Raw genomic sequence first — 26,274 nt, forward strand, 5'->3', positions numbered from 1 at the left:
CGCGCTACTACAGCAAGTATTGCTAATCCCCCAAATAGGATATTTAGTTTCATAGGTTCTGCTCAATCCTTTGGTTCTGGTTATAGATTTCCCAGAAAGATTGCACAGCTTATAGCATTTAAATAAAGATTGTATAAATTGTATCAATTTCCTCCCAATGGAAGGTGGCAGCCCACAAACCCTCGTTACCAGGTTGAACCTAGTAACGAGAAATTTCCTTGTGCCTACTGCCCCACCGAACTTCAGAGCCTCCTTTGGAGGAGCTAAGTCGCAAAGCGACACGCTGCGCGGTAAGCGCAGCCATGTCTGCAGGGCTTTACGCTAACGCCGTGCGACGGTGAATCAGTCCTGAAGGCGGGTTTCCCACGCCCAGGGAACTGTGAACCCGGAGGGCGCTCTGAGTTCTCTGTGCCCTCTGCCATCTTACTAGCCTGCTTTCACCAAAACCGTATCACCTTCTAACTTTGCTGTGTAAGTCGGTAGAGGTTTATCCGCCGGGCCATTTACAACTTTGCCATCACTGTTAAACTTAGAACCATGACAAGGACAAACAAAAGAGCTTTGGTCTTGGTTCCATGACACCGTACAACCCCTGTGAGTGCAAGTAGGATTTAAGGCAGCCAATTTACTGGTGTCTTTTGGATCTCGGATTACCAATACCTTACCAGCAGCTAATTTTTCATTCAGAATTTGACCGTTTTTGTCTAACTCTGCTACTGTGCCAACTTCTTGAAAACCATCAGCACGGACAGGAGTTGTAGATTGCTGAGAATTAGTTTGTGAACAGGCAGTAATCATTCCAGGTAGAGAACTAGCTGCACTCCCCACACCTACCCAACTGATAAATTCACGACGATTCATAAGCTGCCTTGAAATAGATTTTACTTTTGGCGTAGTTACTTTATGATGGGGAGTTTCCCCCGCTTCTGTATCAATTTAACATAACTCTCCCAGTAAATTCCCTCTGTTCCATTTGTGATAGTTGTAAATTGCTTAGATTCCCGACTTCTTCAAGAAGTCGGGAATCTGCTAGCCAGCGATCGCTAAATCGGAGCGTGCTAAAACAACTTATTCTTTCTACTTAAAAATACATAAATATAAACATTTTGTGCTGAGACTCAACATTAGTATTAGAAAGCCTTAAAGTCCAAAGAGATTTTATCGCTGCTCAAAAGCTTTATAATTTAAAGTTATATTTTATACAGCGGTACCTGTCCGAAATTGCGATGACGAATCTTGTATGTATTGAGTATTGATGGATTAAATACCACTCCTTCGCAAAGGAGATTTTATGTCATTGCAATCTGGATTAGATGCCTTCAAAAAAGGAAACTATCAACAAGCCGTTGAATTGTTGGAGCAGTTCTGCCGCAATAGTGGCGATCGCAATTCCCCAGACTATCTTTCCGCACAGATGTGGCTGATGAAAGCCTATCAAGGCACTGGCGAAACCGAAAAAGCCAAGATTCTGTGTCAAAAGTTAATGATGAGCGAAAACTCAGAGGTTCGCAGTTGGGCAGAACAAGCCTATCAATCCTTTCGTCAACCTCCAGCAACCCAATCTAGTGCGATCCAAAAAGCCAGTCGTGCAGCCACTACTGGCGTGAAATTAGCAATGGGGGGTGTAGGTGGAAGTTTGGCATTGGCTTCTGGTGTCACCATGTCCTTGTTGTTTGGCATGGTATTAGTTTTAGGTTTGAGCTTAGTATTTATTTTTGGTAGTCAAGATCCACTTAGTGGGTTAGCGATCGCCATTAGTATCACCTTAATTTTCAATGTTGCAGCCTTTTTTCTGTCTCCATTCCTGATGGACTTAACCCAAAGCTGGCTTTACCAAACTCGCTGGGTGGATTTGACAGAAGTTGAAAATCTAAGTCCAGAGACAGCAAAAGTTATTCGACAAGTTTGTCAGCAGAAAAAATTAAAAACACCCCGTTTGGGAATCATTAACGACCAAAACCCTACAGCTTTCACTTATGGTTCATTGCCAAATAGTGCCCGGTTAGTAGTCAGTCAGGGACTTTTCACTTATTTAGATGATGATGAAGTTGCTACCGTCTACGCCCATGAATTAGGGCATATCGTCCATTGGGACTTTGCAGTCATGACAGTAGCTGCCACCTTAGTACAAATTTGCTACTTAGTTTACAGCACAGCCAGAAGGTTAGGGCGTGGCGGTGGCGACAGCAAAATCAAAGATGCAATGCAAACTGCTGCCTTAGTCGCCTACATTTTTTATATCGTTGGTACTTACTTGGTGTTGTATCTCTCCCGCACTAGAGAATACTTTGCCGATCACTTTGCCGCAGAAACTACAGGCAATCCCAATGGACTATCCCGCGCCTTAGTGAAGATTGCCTACGGAATTTTAGAAGAAGGTTCGCGGGCACAAGAACCTAGCCGTTTGATTGAAGGCACTCGCGCTTTGGGTATCTACGATCCAAAAGCTGCTGCTTCTACAGGAACCGCTTACCGCATCGCCTCTGATACACAAAAAATTGGTCGCGTCTTTTTGTGGGATATGTTTAACCCGTGGGGCTGGTGGATGGAATTAAATTCTACTCATCCCCTAACTGGAAAACGTGTCCGCGCCCTCAGCACCTATGCCGAACAGCTGGGCTTACCGAGTGAGTTTGATATGGGGCGAGTGATTGGCGAAGGCAAAAATCTGAATAAGAGTAAGCTTTATGGTAATTTCTTTTTAGATGTTGTGCTTTACGGTGCCGAAACGATTGGTTTCTTCGCTGGCTTAGTCATGGGCACGATTTTGTGGTCGAGTTCTCAAAATCCTGGTTTCGCGATCGGCGCACCATTAATTGGTGTAGGTTTAGGAATTCTGATCAAAGCCTTGGTGATGTTTCCCGACTACAAGCAAGCACCAGCAACTGACATTCTCACCTTGATGTCAGATCCCTATGCTAGTCCGTTGCGCGGACAACCTGCTAAATTGGAAGGTCAACTTATTGGTCGTGGTGATGCAGGTTACAAATTTGGTTCCGATCTCAAAATCCAAGATCGCAGTGGAATGCTTTATCTGCATTACGCCTCACGCTTTGGCCCTTTAGGCAATTTTCTGTTTGGCATGAAACGAGTGCAAAGCTTGATTGGTGAACAGGTTGGGGCTGTAGGTTGGTTCCGACGAGGCGTTGCCCCTTGGATGGATTTGATCCAACTCCAAAGTCAAAATGGCACTATTGTCAACAGCTATCATCGCTTCTGGTCATTTATCCTGGGTGGTGGATTAATTACCCTGGGACTTTTCATGACTATGTTTTTAGGCAGATAGCTACTAAAGTATTTCGGATTTAATGTCTAAGGAGGTGGTTGATAACTGCCTCCATTTTTATTTAGGCGAAAGTGTTAATGAGATTTTATTAAAAACTTATGTAAATCGATTCTAAAATTATATGAAAAAAACCACAAATAGCTGTATAGGAAGAAACATAATTATATAGATTTAAGCGAATCTTTTATAGCTTAAGGAGGGCCTGATGGTTACAGCAAGTAGACCAGAACAACAGGTAAAAATCGGTCCCACAAAGCTGCTGATCAATAATGAATGGGTGGAAAGTGTCAGCGGTAAAAGGTTTGAAACGATTAACCCTGCAACAGGCGAAGTAATTTGCGACGTAGCCGAAGCAGATGCCGCAGATGTAGATAAAGCAGTCGCAGCGGCTCGTCAAGCTTTCAATCGTGGCGAATGGCGTCAGATGTCGGCTAGTCGTCGGGGTGAGTTGCTCTACAAACTGGCGGATTTAATTGAGCACAATCTCGATGAATTAGCACGGTTGGAAACCCTAGATAACGGGAAACCACTGCATGATTCTCGTGGCGATATCGAGCTAGTTATTGCTTGCTACCGCTACTTTGCAGGTTGGGCTGACAAGGTGCACGGCAAGACAATTCCTATTAATGGCCCGTACTTCTGCTATACGCGCCATGAGCCAGTGGGTGTAGTCGGTCAAATTATTCCTTGGAACTTCCCGCTACTGATGCAAGCCTGGAAATTATCACCAGCACTGGCAACAGGCAATACAGTAGTGATGAAAACAGCCGAACAGACGCCATTATCAGCACTGCGGATTGGCGAGTTGATTATTGAGGCTGGATTTCCTCCCGGTGTAGTTAATATTCTTTCCGGTTATGGGCCGACTGCTGGAGCTGCGATCGCCCGCCACATGGATATTGACAAAGTTGCATTTACCGGTTCTACCGAGGTTGGGCATTTAATTATGGAAGCCGCCGCCAAGAGCAACCTCAAGCGCGTGACTCTCGAACTCGGTGGTAAGAGTCCCAATATCGTCTTTGCCGATGCCGATCTGGACAAAGCCATTGAAGGTGCCCATGATGCTCTGTTCTTCAACCAAGGACAGTGCTGTGTTGCTGGTTCACGGCTATTCGTCGAAGAAAGATGTTATGACGAGTTCGTCGCTAAGAGTGTAGAACGTGCCAAAAACCGCGTTGTCGGTGATCCTTTCGATCCTAAAACCGAACAAGGGCCGCAGGTAGATAAAGATCAGTTCGACAAGGTGATGGGCTACATCGAGGTAGGAATGCGCGAAGGTGCCCAAATGTTATGTGGTGGCAACCGAGTTGGCGATAAAGGTTTCTTTATTGAACCAACTGTATTTACCGATGTTCGCGACGACATGAAGATTGCCCAAGAGGAAATTTTCGGCCCCGTGATGAGCATCATTAAGTTCAAAGACGTTGACGAGGTGATTCAACGGGCAAATTCTACCATGTACGGTCTTGCCGCAGGTGTATGGACAAAGGATATTACCAAGGCACACGCGATCGCTAACAACGTTCGCGCCGGCACTGTCTGGGTAAATTGCTTCGATGTATTTGATGCTGCTGCACCCTTTGGTGGATTCAAGCAATCGGGAATAGGTCGTGAATTGGGCGAGTATGGCTTGCAGCAATATACAGAAGTCAAGACTGTCACAATTAAATTGTGATTGAGTTGGTAGTTAATAGTAACCGAGATTTTGCACCCTACGGGTACTCTATAAGAAGCCGCCCACCAGACTGACTCACCATTCTCATTAACAGTAAGGTGGAGAGAAGTCCTGCAGTGAGGCAGTGCGTTGCGGAGCCAGTGCGTTGCGGAGAGAAGTCTGAGCGGCGGCTTCCGCCGATGGTGCGAGCGGGGATAGCTGTGGTTGCTGTGCAACCACAGCGTCGGCTCTGCCCCCGCCGCACCTGCATGGCAATCAGAACTTCGGAGGGTTCCCCCCGTTGTAGCACCTGGCGTCGGGTTAAGAGCGTTGTAGCAACTGCCGAAAGGGTTTCCCACGCCCAGGGAACTTCGGAGCACTGTCCATAAAGTAAAGGGTTTGAGGAAAGTTAGGCAGTGCCCACCCTACAAAAATTGCTTAGATAGAGCTTCGGAAAGTTTGAGTCTTTGAGGCTGCGACGCATTCTTTTTGAAGGTATTGCTATCCAAAATTACGATTAGCTGTAGGATAAGTTAGAGAATCATCTGAGTATAACTAGGATGATCGTCTTTGTGCTGCTTACAAGTAAGCTTTTTCTAAAAGTTCAAGATGATGAAAAATGAGAAAAAGACTAAAAAGCAGCTGATTAGAGAATTAGCTGCTTTGCGTCAAAACTTTTCTAAGCTACAAAATTTATTTGTTCAGCAGCAGGCGATCGCATCGGCACTGCAACAGAAAATCCAACGGGAGCAACAATTTACAAATACCACTCAACAACAAAGTCAACTGTATGAAAAAACTCTAGCTCTCCTTCAAAAAGAGCAGGCTCTCAAGCAGGTAATTCAAAGTATCCGCAATTCTCTAGACTTAGAAACTATTTTTTCTACAGCAGTGCGTGAGATTGCTCGGCTTTTAGAAGCGGAACGAGCTCAGATTGTGCAGTATCTACCCAAACGACAACTGTGGTTAAATGTGATGGATTATTGCCAAACCCCCGAATTGCCAAGTGCTTTGGGGCTAGAAATTCCTGATGTTGGCAACGAGATTGCTGCCCGACTTAAGCGTTTGGAAGTTGTTCAAATAGAAGACTCTAGCTCTTGTGCAGATGAAATTAATCGCGGCTATGCCCAAACTTATCCTGGGGCGTGGTTGCTGGTACCATTGCACTTTAATTCTTCGGTTTGGGGTAGTCTCGGCTTAGTCAGAAACAAGCAATCATCTTCTTGGCAACCAGAGGAGGTGGAATTAACCTTGGCTGTCGCCGATCAAGTGGCGATCGCTATTCAGCAATCTACACTCTTGCTGCAATTACAAACCGAACTCACTGAACGCCAACAGATAGAAACAGTTCTGCAACAAAAGCAGCATTTTCTTCACAGAATTTTGGAAACCACGCCAGATATTATCTATGTTTATGATTTAGTAGAACAGCGCAATATTTATATAAATCGCCAAATCTGGGAGATTCTTGGCTACACTTCACATCAAATTCAATCAATGAGAGAAACTGTATTACAAAGTCTTATTCACCCGGATGATATGCCAAGAGTTACGGAACACTTCAAAGAGTTTCTCAGCCTCAAAGAGGGTGAAGTTATTGAAATAGAATACCGAATGAAACACGCTCATGGTGGGTGGCGTTGGTTAAATAGTCGAGAAACTGTATTTGTAAAAAATGCAGACGGTTTGCCAGTGCAAGTTTTAGGTGCAGCTAGTGATATTACTAAGCGCAAGCAGGCAGATGAAAAAATCCACGAACAAGCTGCTTTGCTTGATGTTGCTACAGATGCAATTATTGTTCAAGATTTGGAAACCAAAATTTTATTCTGGAACAAAAGTGCAGAGCGAATTTATGGTTGGAAAGCACAAGAAACTTTGGGCAAAAATGCTAATCAGCTATTGTACAAGCAAACATCACTGCAATTGAAAGAAGCTCTAGAGCAAGTTCACCTTGTAGGTGAATGGTATGGAGAATTATATCAACTAGACAAAGATGGCAAAGAAATAATCGTTGCCAGCCATTGGACGCTTGTGCGCGATCAACAAGGCACTCCAAAATCTATTCTTACTGTTAATACTAATATTACGCAAAAAAAACAGCTTGAAGCCCAGTTTCTTCGCACTCAAAGGTTGGATAGCTTAGGTACTCTCGCAAGTGGCATTGCTCACGACCTCAATAATATCCTGACTCCAATGCTAATGTCTGCTCAACTTTTGCAGATGAAAATATCTGATGAGCGACATCAACCACTACTGCAAACATTGACGAACAACACTCAGCGTGGTGCAGCCTTAGTTAAGCAAGTGTTATCTTTTGCTCGTGGCGTTGAAGGTAAGCGCACGATTTTACAAATTCAACATTTAATATTAGAAATTAAACAGTTTGCTCAACAAACTTTCCCCAAAAACATCGAATTTAAAGCAGAGATTGAACCAAATCTTTGGACTATTTTTGGAAATGCTACACAACTTCATCAGATGTTAATAAATCTGGTAATTAATGCTCGTGATGCTATGCCAAATGGAGGCCTTTTGAGTATTAAGGCTGAAAATTTCTATGTTGATGAAACCTATGCCCAAATGAATATTGATGCTTCTGTTGGGCCACATATTATTATTAATATTCAGGATACTGGCATTGGTATGTCTCCAGAAATACTGGATAGAATTTTTGAGCCTTTTTTTACAACTAAAGAAGTTGGACAAGGTACAGGATTGGGTCTTTCAACTGTGCTTGGAATTATTAAAAGTTATGGTGGTTTTATTAATGTTTCTAGCGCTGTTGGCAAAGGAACGCAATTTCAGGTTTTTTTAAAAGCAGTGCTGCAAAAACCAGTACAACCAACTGAAGATTTGGAATTACTTGCAGGCAATGGTGAATTAATTTTAGTGGTAGATGATGAAGCGGAAATTTTAGAGATTACTAAAACAACGCTCTTGAAATATAACTATAGGGTACTCACTGCTAGTAACGGAATTGAGGCGATAGAATTGTACGCTCAAAATCGAGGCGCAATTAGTGTAGTGTTGATGGATATGATGATGCCGATTATGGATGGTTTAACTACTATTCGTACTTTGCAAAAAATCAATCCACTTGTTAAAGTTATCCCTGCTAGCGGACTTTCAGAAAGCAAGCAGTTTTGCCAAGTATGCGGCTCGACAACATTTTTATCAAAACCATACACAATTCAGCAATTATTGCAAATCTTACATAATACTATTAATTAATAGTTTTTTATGATGCGATCGCTTTAATTGAAATGGATAATTTAAATCTTTAAATCTGAGTAAATATTTTACCTGTAAAATAATCTTTGGCTTATATAAAATTTAATAAATAGTGGAACCGAGCAACGAACAATATTTAATTATCAATGCCTTGGAATCTCTAGGTTTTCTTGAATATCAACTTTATGATAGAGATACAGGAAACTGGTATATAGAAACGTCAAGCGCTATTTTGCCCTCAGCAGTCATCATCCAGAGTGGTGAAATTTATCCTACAGAGTGGGTTCAAGACTATGACGAGAACTAATCATCTAAAACAACAGCAAGTGCGTCGGATGAGAGAACTAGCTAAAATATCACGACAGAGATACTTAGAAGCTGGAGGCGATCCGCATCGCTCGACAAATGGTAGTGAGTGGATGACTCCTGAGGAGAGACAAGAGTATCTGACTTTAGCACGTCAAGTTTATGATTCAGATGCTATTGCCAATTATCTCAATCAACATGGCAGTTGGCGCGATCGCATCAACACCACCAAATAAAAACTCCTGTTTACTCCTTCGGCTGCGGCACCCACAACCTTGAATGCTGGGGTTTCGCTACCAACTTTCGCCACAAACTCTCGTATCGCTTCACCATCTGTTCGACTGTAAAGTTACACTTTGCCACCTGTTGAGCGCGTTGCCCAAGGCGTAAGCGCAATTGTGGATCGTCTCGCAATCTCCGCAGTGCAGCAGCAAGCCCGTCAACATCATCCTTATTTACCAAGAAACCTGTTTCACCATCTGTTACTGCTTCCGCCACACTACCGACGCGAGTAGCAACCACAGGAAGCCCTGCAAGCATTGCTTCTACAATTGCTAGAGGAAAACCCTCGGAGCGAGAGGGCATTGCAAAGATGTCAAATTGTGGTAAATATGCACGGGGATTGTCTACCCAGCCAAGAAGAGAGAGGCGATCGCTTACTCCTAATTCAGTTGCTAATTGTTCCAACGCCCTACGTTCATCACCTTCACCCAAAATTACCACTCGTACTCCTTCTAGTTGTGCTACTGCTCGGATGAGTACATCATGCCCTTTCATTGCATCAAGTCTACCAACACTAGCAATAACTATTTCCTGCTCTTTGTTTGCAAACACCGGGGTTAGGGGAGCGAGGTTTTCTGTGTCTGGTACGCAATTGGGAATAGAAAGCACCGTACCTCTACCAAGAGCGTAAAAGTCTTCCATTCGCCTAGCACTTGCTTCGCCAACCGCGACATGAGCATCTACTCGTAATGATAGCATCCTCGTGCGCCACAGCTTGAGGGCATCGGTGGTGCGTAATGGTAGTTGATCCACTCGCACGATACGGGCATAAGGTAAAGTTAGGGCTGCAAAGGTGGCGATCGCACATTCCCAAGGAGTGCAAGTGTTGATGTGTACTACATCTGGATGCAAGCGATGCAGCACCTGAAGATGTGCCAATACTGTCCTAATTCCTGTTGCAGGTAATACCACTCGCTTTGCCTGGGTTCTCTGGTGTGCGATCGCATCTACTACCAATTGGCAAGTACCAACTACCGTCACATCAATCTCACTCGCCATATTTGTGACTAAGTGTGTAAGGCTAATTTCTGCGCCGCCAATCCCAGCAGAGTCAGTGTAGGCTACCACGTGCATAACTAGTCAAAAGTGAATAGAAAATAACTTCCACAAATCTATCTGAAGGTAAATTTGACCCTCAAGCGATCGTCAGTAAACTTTCAATGCAATGCCATTTTTTAGGCTCATAAATTCTTATGGTAGACATTTATATTATTGACTTATTTGTTCTTGGTTTGCTGTTATTATTTGTGACATTAGGATCGGGTTGGATTTCGCGTTTACCCCTTTCTTTTGCCATTATCTATCTAGTAGTTGGCATTATTTTAGGCCCTTATGGTTTTGGACTCATTCAATTACGCCGTGCTGGAGTATTCAATGCTGAAGTACTAGAACGTTTGACAGAATTTGTAGTAATAATTTCTGTTTTTAGTTGCGGCTTAAAAATTGTTCGCCCTCTGGGTTGGCGTTCTTGGAGCATTACAACGCGGCTAATAGTATTTTTGATGCCATTTTCCATTTTTGGTATAGCTGTTGTAGGCAAATTATTGTTAGGCATGAATTGGGGAGAGGCAATTTTATTGGGAGCGATTCTTGCTCCTACAGATCCAGTATTAGCTTCAGAAGTTCAACTAACTGATATAAATGATGAAGATGAGTTGCGTTTTGGTTTAACTTCAGAAGGTGGATTAAACGATGCTTTAGCGTTTCCCTTCGTTTATTTTGGGCTTTATGCTTTAAAAGATAATAACTGGAATAACTGGTTGAAAGATTGGGTAAGTATTGATTTAACTTGGGCTATTGTTGCTGGCATTGGCATGGGAATTATTGTAGCTAAAACAGTAGTATGGATTGAAAGAAAAATTCAAAAACGTCGTCGCCCTGATGAATTAATGGAAGATTTTATAGCCATTAGTACAATCTTATTAACTTACTCACTTACAGAAATGGTAAATGGCTATGGATTTCTTGCGGTATTTGTAGCTGGGTTAGTTGTGCAGAGAAGTTACAAAAATCCAGATCATACCTTGGCAAAATTGGAATTTATAGAGCGCATGGAAAAGCTACTAGAAATAGGGACAATTTTACTATTGGGTTCAATATTATTATTTCAGCCCATGTTTACTTATGCCTTCCAATCTTTATTAGTGATAGTGTTTTTGTTTATTATTATTCGACCTGTGGGAGCTTGGTTAAGTACAATTGGTAAACGTTCCCCATCTTCCCGCCGTCGTTATTTGCATCCATTTACCCGTGGATTGTTTGGTTGGTTTGGGATTCGTGGTGTAGGCTCTTTATATTATCTTGCCTATGCCTTTGGTAAAGGTTTAGATGGCAAAATTGCCGAAGAAATTTCTTGGATTACTTACACCACAGTTGTTGTTTCTGTAATTGTTCACGGTATTAGCTCCACTCCATTAATGAATTGGTATGAACGTTATATTGCCGAACGCAGAGATGCTCATCCACCTGCGACAATTAGTGAATTTGAGTAATTTTGCGCAATTGCATTAATAAGAGTTACACAGCAACCGGGTTTTGCAAAGTTTACGTAAAGTTTACGTTTGTATATAAACCCGGTTTTCTGACTACAAATGCGTCTACAAATGACTTACTTCCCTGTTACTTTATCAACCAATTCCCCTGCTTTTTCAATTAAATTTGGTTGAAGATTGTCTTCACTAGAAGCCTTCTCATACGCCTTTTGTGGGTTTTTAGAATCTTTAACTGCTTGTTCATAAGCCTGTTGTCTGTCTTCTTCTCGAATGCCAGCAGCTTCACTATAACCGTAAGCGCGTTCTATCTTTTCTTCTGGTGTTAATTGATTTACTTGAGATGTCACTGCAAAACTTTGCTGCTGAATGCTAAACAACAAAGCTAATATGCTAAAGCAAAGCATTAAAAATAAAATAATGACGCTCTGGATTAATGCTTTTCCGGATGTGATGAGAATTCGTTGCATAGAAATTTCTCCTTGCTGACTGGAGTAGAGATAGCTAACAATGCTAATTGCAACCCTCAGACGCATCCTACTTTTTCAGCTACAGTTATTCCTTCTATCAGAGGATACATTAAGTACGATATTAAATTCTTGAAATTGTGCGATCGCTCCCAAAACTAGAGAGCAATTGCCTGCCTAAACAGATAAATTTCCTGAAGGAGCGATATTGAGCTACAGGGCACCTAAACTTAGCAAATAAAGAAATAAGGGCATCTTTTTATAGATGCCCATTTTGCAGGAGAACACCCACAAGGGGTGAACCTACGCTTCCCAACTATCAGCAACAGTGACTAATTTGCGATTAGCCACACTCACAATCACAGACGTGATATAGTAATAATAATCACTAATAATTAGATTAACCACTGTATTAACACTTAAGGAAATCAGACTTGTCGAGGACAGTAAGTAAGTCAAAACGAATAACCTCCAAATACAGACTTCCAACTTTTCCAACAATTCAGAGGCCTTGCGAGGCAAAGAACTTAGCAAGTTTGCAATGGTTCATTACATTTGATCATCAGCGAGATTTAATACTTGTAGTAATTGATTACACCAGTGATTGCGCTTAAAAGTAGCCAAGAAATCGTATTTAACCGGAAATCGAAGAGAGTTACATCGGCTGTATTAAATAGTACCCATACTCCAAAGACTAGTAAATAGCTGAAAAAGATTAATTTATCTTCTTTTGCGAGATATTTTGAGCTTTGTAAAAGTTTAACTCCTCCCATAAAAATCCAGCCTAGCAAAGCACAAAATAAGAGAGTAGCTGGAATCCCAATCTCAGCACAAAGCATCAAAAACAGATTGTGGGGATGGCCTAACCAGACTTTTGTCTGAATTTCATAGAGTTGGGTAAAATTGCGTAAACCCCAACCAGTCCAAGGACGTTGCTGAGTCATAGATAAAGCAAACTGCCATTGGGTTTTGCGCAGTAGCCCTACAGGCCGATCCGGGTATAATTGGTCATTTAATCGCGCCCAAAAATAAGCAGGAACAATTTTGCGAAACCAAGCGGCAATAGATAAGGGAGCAAAAGCAGCTAAAAATACGCTTGTTACTAAACCAGTTACGCCAGCGACAACAATGTGCCAGCCTTGATAAAGCGCATAAGCTAGACAAGCAAAAAAAGCGATCGCCCATCCATTTCGAGAGTTAGTCAAAATCAAGGCTACGAAATTAGCAATCACCACGACGGTTAGGAAGAGCAAAGAAAGAGTAGGAGAAATTCTTCCCTGTGCCCTGTTCCCTATCTCCTGTCCCCTATTTTTCTTCCGTCTCCTAAATTGTTGATAAGCATCTAGCCACAACCCCAACCCCAGAACAAAAACTATTACCAAGTAAGCAGCTAGGATGTTTGCGTACATAAAAATGGAAGCCATTCGGTTGGGTGGGTTTCCTCCAGGTGCGATCGCCCATCCCAAAAAGCTTTCCCATTGCTGGGTAGTATACCAACTGCAAAATAATTGCCCCAAGCCAATTATTACTATTGGCACGGAGGTAATCACCAAAATCCAAGATAGTCGCCGTAGTTGTTCTGGTGTCTGGATTAAGGTACTAAAACCAGCAAAAAATAAAATGAAGGGTAAGAAATTAAATAAGCCAAGAATTGCTTCTTTTTTGTCAAAAGCAAAGACAGTAGAAATAATTAACAATACGCTGAAAAGCGCAAAACCTATATTTTGTGGGCGATAGATAATTGTACGATATTTTTGCAGCCATGTTAGTAGCATGGCTAAACCAAGAACCACGCCCCCAATCGATGGAGTGAATGGAAAGATGAGCAATCCTAACTGGGCACAATTCCAAGCAAATTGGAGCTTCGGATCGGGGTGTCGTAGAAAAGGTAATTTGTACTTTGTCATTTGTCCTTTGTCATTAGTCATTAGCCATTAGTGTTTTGTCTTTGCCTTTTGTAATGTTGTCAGTTTTTTTGTTTTACACTGACGACTGACGAACGACCAATGACTCATGACTAATTACCCATGACTCATGACTATATTTAGTTAAGCTGGTTCCCAACACTCAGCACGGGTAAGGCGAATTTGAGCGATGGCGAAGATAGTTGGTATGATCCGACCATAGTTGGTAGCGATCGCTCTCCAACCTAAATCAGCGAGAAACCAAGCCCACATCATCGGCCCTAAAAAGGTAAAAACACCGCGGACAAGTCCATAACGAGCTGCACTCACAGCCATACCCTGCCGCGCCATTTGCAAAGTGACATAGTTTTGAAACTGACTAACAGCTGCTACTCCTCCTTGGAGCGTAGCTTGTTTGGTAACTTGATAGGTTGCAAAGTGCATCGCAAATTGACGGGCAATTTGTTTAAGCAACAATGGCTGAATTATGGAGGTAACAGCAAGAGCGCTACCTCCTTTAACCAGCAATCCCAAAGGATCGCGCTGCAAAGACAGCGGCAGTGGTTCGCTCAATTGCGATTTCGCCAAGTGGCGCTGTACCTGTACAGTCAATTTTTGCTTTTCTTTTTCTGGTAATTTTTTCCAAACCCGCCCCAGCAGATGTAAAAATACTTCGGCTTCTAAATCAATCGTTGACAAATCGTGAGAATAGGTGATTTTTAAATACTTACACACTTGAATTAGCGCTTGTCGGTATGTAATTTGGTTTGTGCGCCCCCGCAATACAGTTACGCCATCGGCTGCTAAAAAGCGAAAACGCTGTTCTAAGGCGTCTAACCAGGCTTCGCGTCCTTGGCTCTGTATTTCTATAGGTTCAGGTGTTTGAACATAATCTAGGGGATTGAACTTACGGCTAAACAGAATTGCCGTTAAGTCCTGCAATTCATCTTCGGTTGCCAGTTCAAGTGCCGCCCTTAGTTCATCCAATTTTCCTTCCTCCCTTCCATCAGCTTTTTCTGTACCTTATTCTACTATTAGCTTTTAGTAGTCTTTTGTCTGCTATGTAGTTGTCGCTAGGTACTGGGAAGAAGAGGACAAGGGGAGAAGAGGTGAGTCGCTCACCTTATCCTCTTCCTTTGTGTCTTTCTTACCCTCATCGTTTCTAGTCTCTATTCCCCCTATTACATTTGCATTACAAACGGTATTACGCTTTTTGGATTACTGCTTTCGTTAAATATTTCTCATTAATAATTTTTATTACAATTAAGTCCTATTGTTATAAGTTGCAGAATTCTTTTCCAAGAAATTGTATTTATCTATACATATTTTCTAATTTCCAAAGTTCTACGGCTGCCCATTCAGCTTTTTCCCTATTGGTCTGGTATTTTTCTTATCATTTAAATAAGGTTTATTTTCATTGCTCAAAATTAAAAGAGATTTATTTTATTATTTTTTTAGATTTATAAATAATTGTATTATTGCTGACATTATTTACACAAGCTTATAATTAGATTTGTGTATTTTTCCGCCAAAATGTCAGGGAATTGAAATAATTAGCATTAGATACACAATAGACAGTTCTAACCAGTATGTATATGGTTGGTTTAAGTATTCGTTAGCTAACAGCTATGAAATTGTATTTAGAGAAGCTGATCCTAATTTATCACGTTTTCACTTGATATTAGAGTCAACTTTATAAAAAAGCAACGATTACTTAAATTATTTGCTAATTACTGGTTGTAATAAAAATTTGTCAATAACACCGTCGGAACGGTGACAAAAATTTGTTGGAGAACAAAGGAGTTAATAACTGATGAAAACAGTACTCAATTTAACGCAGCAATCAGTAATAGCAGAAATTGAAAGCGTTTTAGACACTTATCCTTATCATCCTTATCAACAAGCTTTTGCTATTGCTGAGTTACGCCAAGATCTGATTACTTACGTTTTTAGCCGTATTCCCTGTTTGTATAGTGCGATAGAGCCTGAACAAGCTTGCTGGTTGAACTACAAATTACCTCGCAGTCCTTTGGAACATCAAATACATCTACAGAATTTGATTCACCAAGGAATTTACTCAATCATGCAAGAGAAATCTGATTGGATTAGTCATTATCTTTGTGAAACAATTCAACCAGGTTGTGAACCATCTCACTGGTTTGGTTAACAGAATATCTGTGTTGAAAATAGGGGCACTTAGACTAGGGATTGTTTTCAAACTAGCCGTCACCCTATAGACGCGCAGCGGCTTTCCGTAAGGGTAGGGTGCGGTTACACAACAAAGCTTGAAAGCTCAAATGGAGCCAACGCGCGATCGCGTGTTGGCTGAGGAATAAAACTGCTCAATCACTGATTGAATTTCTTTATTCATAAATCTGTATTTATTTATCTATTTTTTCAAGAGCATCAGGCTTATGAGCAGCTTGTTTACCACTTTTGTCACTTTCTACTAGGTACTCAGGATGCTCCTGTGAGGCAGAAACGTGATGCCCTTTGATATCTGTAGGCGATGTTAGCTTCTTTTTGACTTCACCAGTTGTTTCACCTTGAGAAGTATGCCAACTAACGCGATCGCCTTTTTTGAATTCTTCAGTCATAGCTTGTGTGTCTTGAAAATTTGCTTTTTGTTAATTTTCTTGACAACAACATAGTAATTAATCAGTCTCTCGATAGAAAAATTTTTGACAATCCCTTTCAACCGCCTAGAGCACCTAGAGATTGATGAATGATTTAGCATCGTAAATCACCACATTATATTTAAGTCTTTAATCAACTCAGGAGATTCTTGTAAACCTTACCGTCTTTGACGATCGCAATGAAGTTCTTAGCTGGGTTTTCGATTAACTTGATGTTCTCCAGTGGATTGCCGTTCACCAGCAGCAAGTCAGCCAGCGCACCTTCTTCGACAACGCCCAACTTTCCGGGATAGGGATTGCGGGGGCCAGACAACGCTAGCAATTCAGCATTTGTACTCGTTGCCATCCTCAGCACCTCAGCAGGCGTATACCAGCGCACCATTTTCGCAAGCTGTGCTCCTTGGCGAACAGCTTTTTTAGCGCTGAACAACGTATCGGTGCCCCAAGCTGTTTTGAGATTATATTTCTTAGCCAGTTTATAGGCAGTGTCGGTACCCTGAGACACTTGCAGTTGTCTAGCGCGATTGGCCGAACCTTGCGGATATGGATTTGCATCCTCATCATCAAGGAACGGCTGGATACTTAACCAAATACCCTTGTCAGCCATTAACTTAGCGGTCTTCTCATCCATCAGTTGACCGTGTTCAATGCTTTTCACCCCAGCCCGAATCGCTGTCTGAATCGCAGTCGGCGTGTAGGCGTGAACGGCGACGTAGGTGTTCCAATTCGCGGCTGCATCGACGGCGGCTTTAAACTCCGCTTCAGTGTATTGACTAACATCTATCGGGTCGTAGCTTGATGCTACACCACCACCTGCCGCCAGCTTAATCTGGCTGGCCCCCCGCATCAGTTGCTCACGGGTTCTGCGGAGTACCTCATCCACTCCATCGGCGATCGCACCCACTCCATATTGTTCGGCCAGACTAAGCTTAGAAGTCGGCGTTCTGGGCAGTTCTTCAAGTTTACGAAAGTCTCCATGACCTCCAGTTTGTGAGATCATCGCCCCCGAAGGCCAAATTCTCGGCCCAACGACCTTATCAGTGTCAATTGCCTTCTTTAACTCAAACACTGGCCCCGCCATATCTCGCACACTGGTAAACCCACGCATGAGCATGGCCGTAGCATTTTTCTCCAATTGTCGAAACGCAAGCTCTGGCGAGCCACTGGCGGCCAGCGCCATTAGGTCATCAACCTCAGTCGTCTCCATAAACAGGTGGGTATGGGCATCGATCAGTCCAGGCATCAGCACACGCCCCTTGCCGTTAATTCGGGTCACGTTACCTTCTGCTGGTGTAGGAATCGAAGCGGTAGAAATCGTCTGAATCTTGTTGCCCACCACTAATACGTTAGAAGGAGCAGACAGTTTCTCGGAAGTGCCGTCAAATATCCGTACATTTTCAAACAAGATGCTAGTGGGTTGCTGTCTGGGAGTATTAGGAGGTGACTGACCTTGAGCCAATCCCATTTGTGCCATAAATCCAATCAGCACCAGTAGCAAAGTTGCTAAGACGATCTGGTAGCGAAATCGCATATGCACATCTCCAAAATAGCAATAAGTGTATTTGTTTAACGCTAAAATTCATCCTAGAAATCTAGCGCAAGAACTTTAAACTCCAGACACAAAATATCAGCAGGTCTTCCTACGCAGCGTAGCCACATTAGCTGGGCTATACTTCAACAGATTTATTAATGAGTAGCGCTATTAAAATAAATAAACACAAAAAATAAGAAATTTATAAGCAAAAAATAAAGGTGTTTTTAGAAAAATAAGATTATTTACCAAATAATTTTTTGTCTTCAGTTCAGGATAATGGCTAGCACCTTTGAGCAATCTAAATTAAAGCTGCTGAATCCCTAATAAACTGCTATGGATAATAAATTATCTGCTTTTTATCATTTTATTACTTTAATTCTCTATAATTTGCAGTACTAAATAATAGAAAAGCAGGCTAGAAAGTGTATAGCTGAGTTGAAAACAATGGAATTAATAAACAGCAAAAGCAATCAAAATAACCAAGCGAATCAGGCTCTTAATAATAACTCAAACAAGCTTTGCGAGCAGTTATTAAAGCAATTTTTTTTGTATTGCAGCAGTACGCTGTTAGTCGCGATCGCGCTTTTGGTTTCTCCTGTGCAAGCAGAAGATAGATTGGTTGTTATTCAAGATTCTGAAAGCATTACTCCTGAACTCGAAACCTTGTTATTCAATGCAGATCCCTCAGCCTCAAGAGTAAGTATTTCAGTTTTAAAAGCGATCATTCTCAACAATGAGCAACCTCACACGTCTACAAAAGACTCGCTCTCGTCCGTTGCTTCAACGAAAGATATTCATTCAACGCGATCGCTCAATCAGGCTGCTAATTTATTGCCTGAACCGTCTATTGCATCTATAGAGTCAGCTTCCTGGCTCAATCATATTGTTCAGGCTGATGTCCCCACTCCACAGCCTTCCGAACCATTCTCTCAGCCTGCATCAAGCAATGCTCCAAGGGAGCCGCTACGCGAACCTTGGCAAATCTCGGTGGAACCCTATTTTTTTATACCCTTGGATGTGCGTGCTGATGTAACGGCTGCCGGACGGAGTGCCTCCATTCGTGCAGGACTAGGAGAAATATTGAATCTTGATCGCGCCTTTGATGCTGGACTACGGTTGGAAGCACGAAAAAATCGATTTGGGTTAATAGTGGACGGTTTCTATCTCTCTGCTGGACAGAGCGGAAATCTTGGGGTGACTTTTCCTCAAGGAAGTCTGCAAAACTTTGGAATCAATACCGATGTCAGATTGAGTACGGATGGAAGTGTGTCTGTCCGTCAAGGCACTATTAATTTAGCAGCATTTTATCGTGTGCTTGACACGCCTTTAAACAACCCGGCAAAATCATCTAATCTCTACCCTAGATTGGTCGTCGATCCAATTTTAGGACTCCGAACCAACATTCGCAAACAAGAGATAGAAGTCGATAACATTCGCATCGGCAACACTACTGTTCCGGTTGATCGAGACTTTAGCTTCTCTAGAACTACTGTGGAACCATTGATTGGCGCACGGATCGAATTAGATTTGTCTGAGCATTGGACGATGGGCATCCGAGGGGACGTATCTGGTTTTAATATCAATGCTGATCGAGACATTACCTGGAATCTGTTGATCGGTACTCGGTATCACCTGTCTTCGAGTACATCACTTCAACTTGCTTATAGCTTTAGCGATTTTGACTTTGAGGATGGAGAAGGGCTAAGACGAGCCAGATTAAATTTACATCAGCAAGGAGCGTGGCTGAGTGTCATGTTTCAGTTCTGACGATTGCTTTGAGTCTTCACCGATAAATTTCCGCTCAATGCAGCTTAAGATTTTGTTTACAAATCAGCTTTTATTTTCAGTCTCCAATATTCAGATAAACGTAAGCATCATAAAAATTTTGAGAACCTTGCACCAGAGAGTTTAGGCTCCTGCATTTGGAGAGTCGAGCGTGTCATCCGGACTTCGCACAGTAACATATTTTGGGCTATTTTGATCCGCTTTTTCTTAACATTCAATATTTCTGGTTATGGGATAATCCATTTTGTCAGGAAATAACGATTTTTATCTGTGAAACCTGCCTGACGATATAAGTTTTGTGCTTTTTGATTTTCTCTTTCAACTTCTAGATGAACTGCTTGAATTCCTAAATCTTGACAGACATTTTCTATAAATTGAATTGTTTTTTTCCCTACTCCTTGTCCTCGATAAGTTTCCCTGATATAAAATTCATCAATCATTGCGTCACGACCACGGTATTCCAAACTGTAGCCAAAAGTCAGCACAATATATCCAACTGCTTGGTTATCTTGTTGAATCAGCCAAACTCTTCCTAAAGAGCCATCCTTCAAAATTCCTGCTAAGGCAGCACGAATGATGGTTTCATCATACTTAAGACCCTCATATTCGTAAAACTCTTGAATGAACTGAATGAGAGTTTCAGTATCAGAACTATCGGCAAATTTAAAATTTATTTCCATTAGTCTAAAAATTTTCGCGCCAGGGACTATTGTCCCCAGCGCTCTAACTACAACGCTATGTAGTTAAGAAAATACAATTACTATATTATGACTATTCAATGCAAAAATCAATAGAGTTTGCATAATTTTACATAATATAGAATAACTAAAATCAGCCAAATAAAAGAATTCAAAATCCAGAATTCAGTGGTCAGAATCAACTCAAATATCAACACAAGGAATGAGGTTTAAAAGCGGAAAAATTTATGTTTAATTTTGAGCACAAGGGGAGAGGTATTATACCTTTAGCCATAAGGAGTGCAGTATGCCATTCTGAATTCTGGCTCCTGGCTTCTGATTACTTGATTTTGCCTATATCTCGACCTATTTTTTCTATTTGGGCATAGTTTTCATTTTTAGTGGGAATGAATTTACTTGCTTGTAAGAGTTCAAGAATTTCCTTTTGTTCTGGCTCTTTTGGATCTAGTTTAAAGAAAGCATTCTGAACTTTTTTGGTAAAATCTTCCCCGTAGCGTTGCTTAACTTGCGGGTTTATTACCCAGTGGTAATCATAATAAGAAGGAGTACGCCATAGAACTTCAACTCTATTCAAATCGACTTCTTTGGCATCAACACGCTTCAACCAAACTTTTTCATTGACAGCGCCAGCATCATAGGTGCCTGCTTCTACCAGTTTGATAGTTTTATCATGGTCGCCAGAGAAGCCTGGTTGTCCTTTAAAATCTGTTAATTTAACACCAGCTTGTTCCAGGAAATATTGTGGCATTAAGCGCCCAGAGGTAGAAGACTCGCTGCCGAAGGTAAAAGTATATCCTTTGAGTTGTTTGAGGTCAGCAATATCTTTAAATGGTTTCAATTTAGTTTTTTTATTAACAATGAAGACACTGTGGAACTTTTCGTCTACATCACGTTGAGCGATCGCTTCTGCACCTGGTACTTGTAATCTTGCCTGTACGCCAGTCAATCCGCCAAACCAGACTAAATCTAAATCTCCCACCTTAAAGGCGGTGACTGCTGCGGTGTAATCGGTAACAGGCTTGTATTCTACGGGTACACCTAATTCCTTCTGTAAATAGGCGGCAAGTTTAGTATATTGGCGTTGTAACTTTTCGGGGTCTTGATCGGGAATCGCACCTGTTACCAAAGGTTTTACTTGGTTTGTATTAGCTGTCTCACCGGGATTATTTGAGCAAGCCGCTAAGGGGAGTAAGATTAGTAACAATCCTGATAGCAAAAATTTTTTCATCGCCTTTCACTACTTTATCTATCAAGATTAAAATTTTACATTCACATACCCGAAAATCCAACTATATACAGAATTGAAACATATCTTTATGGTACAGACGTAACATGGCGCATCTGTACATGATTTATTAATGTCAAATAGTGTCACTATATGCGGTTGCTAAAATAGCGACAATATAACCCACAACTAGGTATAACCTGATTTCCTTGCAGCGTTACCAGTCCCATACTGTGTAGCTTAAATGCTAAAAGCTGTTCTATTTCTATAGGTATTGATGACTTCAGCACCTGATTGTAGGTCATTGCTAATTGCGGATGTTCTTGTAAAATTCGTAAGTGCCGATGTAAGTGATTACTATAAATGCCTGCATCTGTGGGGGCTGTTTGCACAAGTTGATTCAAACTTATGTCGCGCTGTGCTAGATGATAGAGAGCTTGCTGTACTAAGTATGGATGTCCACTAACGAGTTCCATAAGAGCAGATAGTTCGCGCTCCAAGAGATTAAGCCCATAACGTTGAGCTAAATCAATGACTTGCTCTTGAGTAAATGTTTGTAATTCAATTGCCAAACCTACATTAAAGGGAGATTTATTAATATCTAAAGGAATATAAACTTCCGTAGAATGAACAATAATTAGTCGGAGATTTTGCCACAAAGAATTGCCACTATCTCCATAAGCTGCTTCTTCATACCAAGAGCGTAAGAGCGTAAAAAAATCATCAGCAATTTCTGGATGTAAAAATACCTCATCAACCTGATCTAAAGCTAATACCAAAACACCATTAACATCAGGTAACAAACAGTCTTCAAAATAAGCAGTGCAGTTACTCTTACTGCCAAAGGTTTCACTCCAGTAATCCTCTACTTGATGCGGCAGATGCAACTTCCGCGTGATTGAAGCGCAAAACCAGCGCAAAAATTTATCTAAGTCGTTAAAAACTGCTCGATCTGCTTGCTGAAGGTTGAGTGCTACAGTGTATGTTCTCGGTATATCTCCACTGTAAGGGTGATGTTGCTTGGTATGAGCTAACATCCTCACCATTAAAGACGTTTTACCCATTTGGCTGGGTGCTTTAATGCGAATCAACGCGCCTAGTCTGGTAATCTCTTCATAACAGCGAGACTCAATTGGAGGACGTTCTATATAAAAAGCAGAATCTAGAGGTATCAGTCCAACTGGCGGCTCTAAGTCAGAAGATATTTTTGTGGTGACATTATTTTGCTTTTCTTCGTTTTTTTCCTGCCTATTTTGTTGTGCTAGAATTGCCATTAAATTAGATTTACTAACTTTTTCTCCCAAACTTAATGAAAGAGTTTGCCACAATTTTGGCCCGACATCATGTTTAATATATTCAGGAGTATAACCACTGGCTGTGGCAATTTCGTCATATTTTTGACCTAGCCAAGCTCCTCGCAAAACAGCAATTTCTATGTTTTTTAAATGTCTAGATGTCTTAGCAAAAACAGCTGCATCTGCTACTTTTAAGGCTAATTCAAAAGATAGGGGTTGCTCTGGACTGGGGTTAGTCATTTTTCTGACTTAGGAATTAAGGAGTTGATTGGCAGTTATTCAAATTGGTGATAACGAACACTGTCTTGGAAAGCTTTGAAGTTCCCTCCGGGATGCTGCGCGTAGCCGCCTTCGGCGTCTACAAACTTTCCGCAGATGAACACAGATAAACACAGATAATTTATCGGTGTGCATTTCGTGGTTTATTTATAGTCGATTTCACAAACATGATTTTTGCTTGCCATTTCAATTCACATCAGACGTAAAGTTGTATTTTTATTTTTTACAGCAGTAATTTACTGAGTCACTCAACTATCTGCGTAAACTAAAGGAGATGGCTGCTCAGGCATAATTGCTTTGTCTGCAATCTGTTTAATTATTCTAGTCAATGGATGATGGGGATATTGTAAGGAAAATAAACCACAACTACCCATTTGCACTATATCTTCTGATAGTGGCAATATACCTGCAACTAAAATTTGGTATGTCTTTTCTAATTTCTGTTGCAGTGCCAAAAAATCCATCTTACTAGGAATTTTATTAATTATTAACATCATATTATTAACTTTTAACTGGCGAGCAACATCGACTGTGACTGCTGTCCCTTGAAAATCTTGACGGTCGGGACGCAAAATTATAAACAGTAGGTCTGAAATAGCAATTGAAAGTAAAGTTTCTCTACCTATACCAGGGTGAGTATCGATAAATAAATAGTCTAATTCTAGCTCTTTAATTAAACGTTGAAATCCGCTATTTAATAAGCTAACGTTGTATCCTTCATATTCTATTCGCGCAATTTCATCAGCGTTGACGCTAGAAGGAATGAGGAAGACTCTACCTGCACCCTCAATTCTCAAATGGGAAGTGACATCGCAAGCTGTATCACTAATAGAAACACGATTCCACAAATAATCATTTAAAGTCTTGGTTGATGCTACCTCATCAACGCTAAATAAAGCATGAATTCCGGGTGATTGCAGATCGGTGTCAACTACTGCGACTCGATATCCTTTAAGCGCGATCGCTACTGCTATATTTGCTGTTAAGTTAGATTTGCCGGTGCCGCCACGAAAAGAGTGAATCGCGATAATTTTAGCCATAAAACACCTCTAACTCTCACAAGCTACTTCTAATTTCCTTAGACTTTCCACCTCCATCAACAGTTGTTGAAAATAATCAGTTGCAGTCACTTCTGCTACTTGGTTTGCTACTTTATGCAAATCGATTTCAATTTGCATTTCTTTGACTTGCAGTCTCAATGCTTCTTCTTCTAGCTTGCGATCGGTAATGTCACACAACGCAGTGAGGATAGTTGGTTCATGATTAAAAGTCCATTTCCTCAGAGAAGCCGCTACCCACAAGGGAGTGCCGTCAGCTCTTCGAGCACGGATCTCATAATTCTGTACATAGCTAGTTTGTAAAACTCTATCGACTAACTGTTGACGCTCTGTTGGATTGTGACAAAAATCGGCGGCGCGACAACCAATTAATTTTGTAACTGGCACTTTTAATGTTAAGGTGGCTGCTGTATTGGCATAGAGAATCTCACCATCGGCAATCCGAGATATCAACACTGGTACTGGCATTGCTTCCGCTAGGATGTAAAATAGCTCTTCCTTCTGGCGCAGTACCTTTTTGACTTCATTTTGCAGTTTCGCCTTTTCCTGTGTCAGGGCTGCAATCTCTGCTCTTAATCTCGTTTCTGTTTTTTCATCTGTTGGCAATTGATTCCAAAGGTGGCTGGATGAAAAAGGCTTCAGTGTAGAATTTCCCATATCCATAGCATCAGTGAAACTGACAATACGAACCATTGTCGAGAACAGGGTTTTGATGTCAGTGCGATCGCTGTTTTGGGGCATGATTTACTCTATTCCCATCAATACCAGTGTTAGGAGTATGCTGACATCTTGCACCAGCTTTTCATCCCGCCAAGAAATCAATTTCTTGGCTTATAGCTTAAGTCAGATAAATCTGACTAGAACAGTCTTTGAGTCCGTTTGAACGGACTTGTGCTATAAGGTTTGATAATTGATTCTCTGGTGTGTTAGAGGGGTAGGTGCAAGATACCAACTAAAGAACTTTATCCTTAGTCTTTTCTTAGCTTTACTTTCTTATGCCCACTCAGGAAAGATCAGTTTGGAGCAAATTAAAGTTCAGAAAAACTGAGCTTGACAAAAAAATAATTATATGTGTCTTAAATATCTCTACTCATCAAAGCTAGGATTTGCTGGCGAATAGCTCCCAAATCGCCAACGCAAAAGGGTAGCATTTTGGGTTTCGATAATTTGCTCAATGTCAAACTCTACCAAACGTTGCGCCCCAGCAAAACTAGTCAATCTTTCTCGCTCCCAAATCACTTTTACTGTTCCGGTGAGTTGCAGAATATGTCCCTCAGTAAAATTGATGAATAACAAACCTGCCTGAGGATTGACCGCAAAATTACCCAAGGTTTGGAACATATTGTTACCAGCGTAATCGGGAAACACCAGTTTGTTACTGTTTAAGACTTGCACAAACCCTGGATATCCTCCTCGGTGGGAAGCATCTGCACCGGCTTTTTGAGCGTAACTACCGATAAAAAAGGTATCAGCTTGGGCAATCAAGTTTTGATGGGTTGTGCTCAAAGTCTGCGCGATCAATATTTGCAGTTCTGGCGATGATTCAGTAGTTTCTAGCTCTAAGTGACGGGCTTGAATGTATTTGGGACAGTTAAAAAATGCTTGCTCAATTGTAATGTTTATTTGTCTTTGGGGTTGAATTTCGGCTTGTCCATTGAGGCGCAAACGTTTGCGGTTTGTCAAATCAATTACCAATAAACCTATTTGATTATTGCCGTGCAGGTTGTGATGCAGTGGATCGCTTGGAACTGAGATAGCATCAACTTGTACTGTTTGCTGGTTCAATACTTTGACAAAACCAGGCTCCCCCGTGAGTAAGGATGCCCAAACTCTACCATTGGTGTCTACTGTACTGGCAATCGCTAATTGTTGGGTACTGAGGAAAATTTGAGCAGCTGGTTTAATCAAGTTACTAATGAGATGATGCAGAGTTTTTGCTTCTTCTCGCACTCCTGCTTGAGCTTGAACTGCGATTTCTCCAGCATGAAATTGCATTACTATTCTCCATCGTTTTATAACGATAATCTTACGAAGTATCTCAATTGCCCCAGATCAGTTTGATCTATATCCAATATTTGGTAAAACTGATCTTGGCATCCCGTGTCTATTATGGTATTGCAAAGAACATTGAATTTCTGCCAATAT

General features: G+C 41.4%; 23 protein-coding genes. 9 read left to right on the forward strand and 14 right to left on the reverse strand.

The features are described from left to right. Positions 1 to 426: 426 nt before the first annotated feature. Complete coding sequence (locus UYC_RS0123700; protein WP_016874815.1) at positions 427 to 861, reverse strand: QcrA and Rieske domain-containing protein; 435 nt, start codon at positions 859 to 861, stop codon at positions 427 to 429. Positions 862 to 1,291: 430 nt separating this feature from the next. Here UYC_RS0123700 and UYC_RS0123705 point away from each other — a divergent pair, with 430 nt between their 5' ends. The 6 genes from UYC_RS0123705 (at position 1,292) to UYC_RS0123725 (ending at position 8,713) form a co-directional block, all read left to right on the forward strand. Then, entirely contained in the window at positions 1,292 to 3,286 is a 1,995-nt protein-coding gene (locus UYC_RS0123705) for a zinc metalloprotease HtpX (RefSeq protein WP_016874814.1), read from the forward strand. A 205-nt stretch (positions 3,287 to 3,491) separates the two neighbouring features. Next, positions 3,492 to 4,961, forward strand: a complete 1,470-nt coding sequence (locus UYC_RS0123710; protein WP_016874813.1) for an aldehyde dehydrogenase family protein — start codon at positions 3,492 to 3,494, stop codon at positions 4,959 to 4,961. 116 nt (positions 4,962 to 5,077) lie between these two features. Next, complete coding sequence (locus UYC_RS38085) at positions 5,078 to 5,329, forward strand: hypothetical protein (protein ID WP_127011418.1); 252 nt, start codon at positions 5,078 to 5,080, stop codon at positions 5,327 to 5,329. Between the two features lie 223 nt (positions 5,330 to 5,552). Next, a complete protein-coding gene (locus tag UYC_RS0123715; protein ID WP_016874812.1) occupies positions 5,553 to 8,171 on the forward strand; it encodes a hybrid sensor histidine kinase/response regulator in 2,619 nt (872 codons plus the stop codon). A 112-nt stretch (positions 8,172 to 8,283) separates the two neighbouring features. Next, a complete protein-coding gene (locus tag UYC_RS0123720) occupies positions 8,284 to 8,478 on the forward strand; it encodes a hypothetical protein (RefSeq protein ID WP_016874811.1) in 195 nt (64 codons plus the stop codon). Next, on the forward strand, positions 8,465 to 8,713 hold the full coding sequence (locus tag UYC_RS0123725; RefSeq protein WP_026087470.1) for a hypothetical protein: 249 nt from the start codon (positions 8,465 to 8,467) through the stop codon (positions 8,711 to 8,713). Before UYC_RS0123720 ends, UYC_RS0123725 begins: the two co-directional genes overlap by 14 nt. Positions 8,714 to 8,723: 10 nt before the next feature. On the opposite strand, the gene UYC_RS0123730 is transcribed toward UYC_RS0123725, so the two are convergent. After that, the gene (locus UYC_RS0123730) at positions 8,724 to 9,833 is read right to left on the reverse strand and encodes a glycosyltransferase (RefSeq protein WP_016874809.1); all 1,110 of its coding nucleotides are present in this window, start codon (positions 9,831 to 9,833) and stop codon (positions 8,724 to 8,726) included. Between the two features lie 119 nt (positions 9,834 to 9,952). On the opposite strand from UYC_RS0123730, the gene UYC_RS0123735 reads away from it, so the two are divergent. Next, positions 9,953 to 11,251, forward strand: a complete 1,299-nt coding sequence (locus UYC_RS0123735) for a cation:proton antiporter (RefSeq protein WP_016874808.1) — start codon at positions 9,953 to 9,955, stop codon at positions 11,249 to 11,251. Positions 11,252 to 11,367: 116 nt separating this feature from the next. Here UYC_RS0123735 and UYC_RS0123740 read toward each other — a convergent pair whose 3' ends face one another. From UYC_RS0123740 to UYC_RS0123750, 4 genes are all read right to left on the reverse strand, one after another. Then, positions 11,368 to 11,718: a hypothetical protein gene (locus tag UYC_RS0123740; protein ID WP_235082950.1), complete on the reverse strand. Its 351-nt coding sequence runs from the start codon at positions 11,716 to 11,718 to the stop codon at positions 11,368 to 11,370. Positions 11,719 to 12,018: 300 nt separating this feature from the next. Further along, on the reverse strand, positions 12,019 to 12,174 hold the full coding sequence (locus UYC_RS38090; RefSeq protein ID WP_157171272.1) for a hypothetical protein: 156 nt from the start codon (positions 12,172 to 12,174) through the stop codon (positions 12,019 to 12,021). Between the two features lie 113 nt (positions 12,175 to 12,287). Further along, the gene (locus UYC_RS0123745; protein ID WP_016874806.1) at positions 12,288 to 13,643 is read right to left on the reverse strand and encodes an O-antigen ligase family protein; all 1,356 of its coding nucleotides are present in this window, start codon (positions 13,641 to 13,643) and stop codon (positions 12,288 to 12,290) included. Positions 13,644 to 13,763: 120 nt separating this feature from the next. Continuing rightward, positions 13,764 to 14,606, reverse strand: coding sequence for a YaaW family protein (locus UYC_RS0123750; protein ID WP_016874805.1), 843 nt, complete (start codon positions 14,604 to 14,606; stop codon positions 13,764 to 13,766). An 826-nt stretch (positions 14,607 to 15,432) separates the two neighbouring features. On the opposite strand from UYC_RS0123750, the gene UYC_RS0123755 reads away from it, so the two are divergent. Beyond that, positions 15,433 to 15,786, forward strand: coding sequence for a hypothetical protein (locus UYC_RS0123755; protein WP_016874804.1), 354 nt, complete (start codon positions 15,433 to 15,435; stop codon positions 15,784 to 15,786). A gap of 214 nt (positions 15,787 to 16,000) precedes the next feature. On the opposite strand, the gene UYC_RS0123760 is transcribed toward UYC_RS0123755, so the two are convergent. Next, a complete protein-coding gene (locus UYC_RS0123760; RefSeq protein WP_016874803.1) occupies positions 16,001 to 16,216 on the reverse strand; it encodes a hypervirulence associated TUDOR domain-containing protein in 216 nt (71 codons plus the stop codon). Positions 16,217 to 16,388: 172 nt separating this feature from the next. Beyond that, entirely contained in the window at positions 16,389 to 17,786 is a 1,398-nt protein-coding gene (locus UYC_RS0123765) for a metal-dependent hydrolase family protein (RefSeq protein WP_016874802.1), read from the reverse strand. 447 nt (positions 17,787 to 18,233) lie between these two features. On the opposite strand from UYC_RS0123765, the gene UYC_RS0123770 reads away from it, so the two are divergent. Further along, positions 18,234 to 19,556 carry a hypothetical protein gene (locus UYC_RS0123770; protein ID WP_016874801.1) on the forward strand — a complete coding sequence of 441 codons (1,323 nt, stop codon included), beginning with the start codon at positions 18,234 to 18,236 and terminating at the stop codon, positions 19,554 to 19,556. A gap of 245 nt (positions 19,557 to 19,801) precedes the next feature. Here UYC_RS0123770 and UYC_RS0123775 read toward each other — a convergent pair whose 3' ends face one another. The 6 genes from UYC_RS0123775 to UYC_RS0123800 form a co-directional block, all read right to left on the reverse strand. Continuing rightward, on the reverse strand, positions 19,802 to 20,254 hold the full coding sequence (locus UYC_RS0123775; RefSeq protein WP_016874800.1) for a GNAT family N-acetyltransferase: 453 nt from the start codon (positions 20,252 to 20,254) through the stop codon (positions 19,802 to 19,804). Between the two features lie 337 nt (positions 20,255 to 20,591). Then, positions 20,592 to 21,500 carry a putative selenate ABC transporter substrate-binding protein gene (locus UYC_RS0123780; RefSeq protein ID WP_016874799.1) on the reverse strand — a complete coding sequence of 303 codons (909 nt, stop codon included), beginning with the start codon at positions 21,498 to 21,500 and terminating at the stop codon, positions 20,592 to 20,594. 146 nt (positions 21,501 to 21,646) lie between these two features. Next, positions 21,647 to 23,032 (reverse strand): AAA-like domain-containing protein, encoded by a 1,386-nt coding sequence (locus UYC_RS0123785; RefSeq protein WP_016874798.1) that lies wholly within the window; start codon positions 23,030 to 23,032, stop codon positions 21,647 to 21,649. A gap of 287 nt (positions 23,033 to 23,319) precedes the next feature. Continuing rightward, positions 23,320 to 24,111 carry a MinD/ParA family ATP-binding protein gene (locus UYC_RS0123790; RefSeq protein WP_016874797.1) on the reverse strand — a complete coding sequence of 264 codons (792 nt, stop codon included), beginning with the start codon at positions 24,109 to 24,111 and terminating at the stop codon, positions 23,320 to 23,322. 9 nt (positions 24,112 to 24,120) lie between these two features. Beyond that, positions 24,121 to 24,870, reverse strand: a complete 750-nt coding sequence (locus UYC_RS0123795; RefSeq protein WP_016874796.1) for a PAS domain-containing protein — start codon at positions 24,868 to 24,870, stop codon at positions 24,121 to 24,123. Positions 24,871 to 25,215: 345 nt separating this feature from the next. Next, positions 25,216 to 26,124, reverse strand: coding sequence for a pyridoxamine 5'-phosphate oxidase family protein (locus UYC_RS0123800; RefSeq protein ID WP_016874795.1), 909 nt, complete (start codon positions 26,122 to 26,124; stop codon positions 25,216 to 25,218). Positions 26,125 to 26,274 lie beyond the last annotated feature (150 nt).

Origin of the sequence: Chlorogloeopsis fritschii PCC 6912 (assembly GCF_000317285.1) — a bacterium.
GTDB lineage: Bacteria > Cyanobacteriota > Cyanobacteriia > Cyanobacteriales > Nostocaceae > Chlorogloeopsis > Chlorogloeopsis fritschii.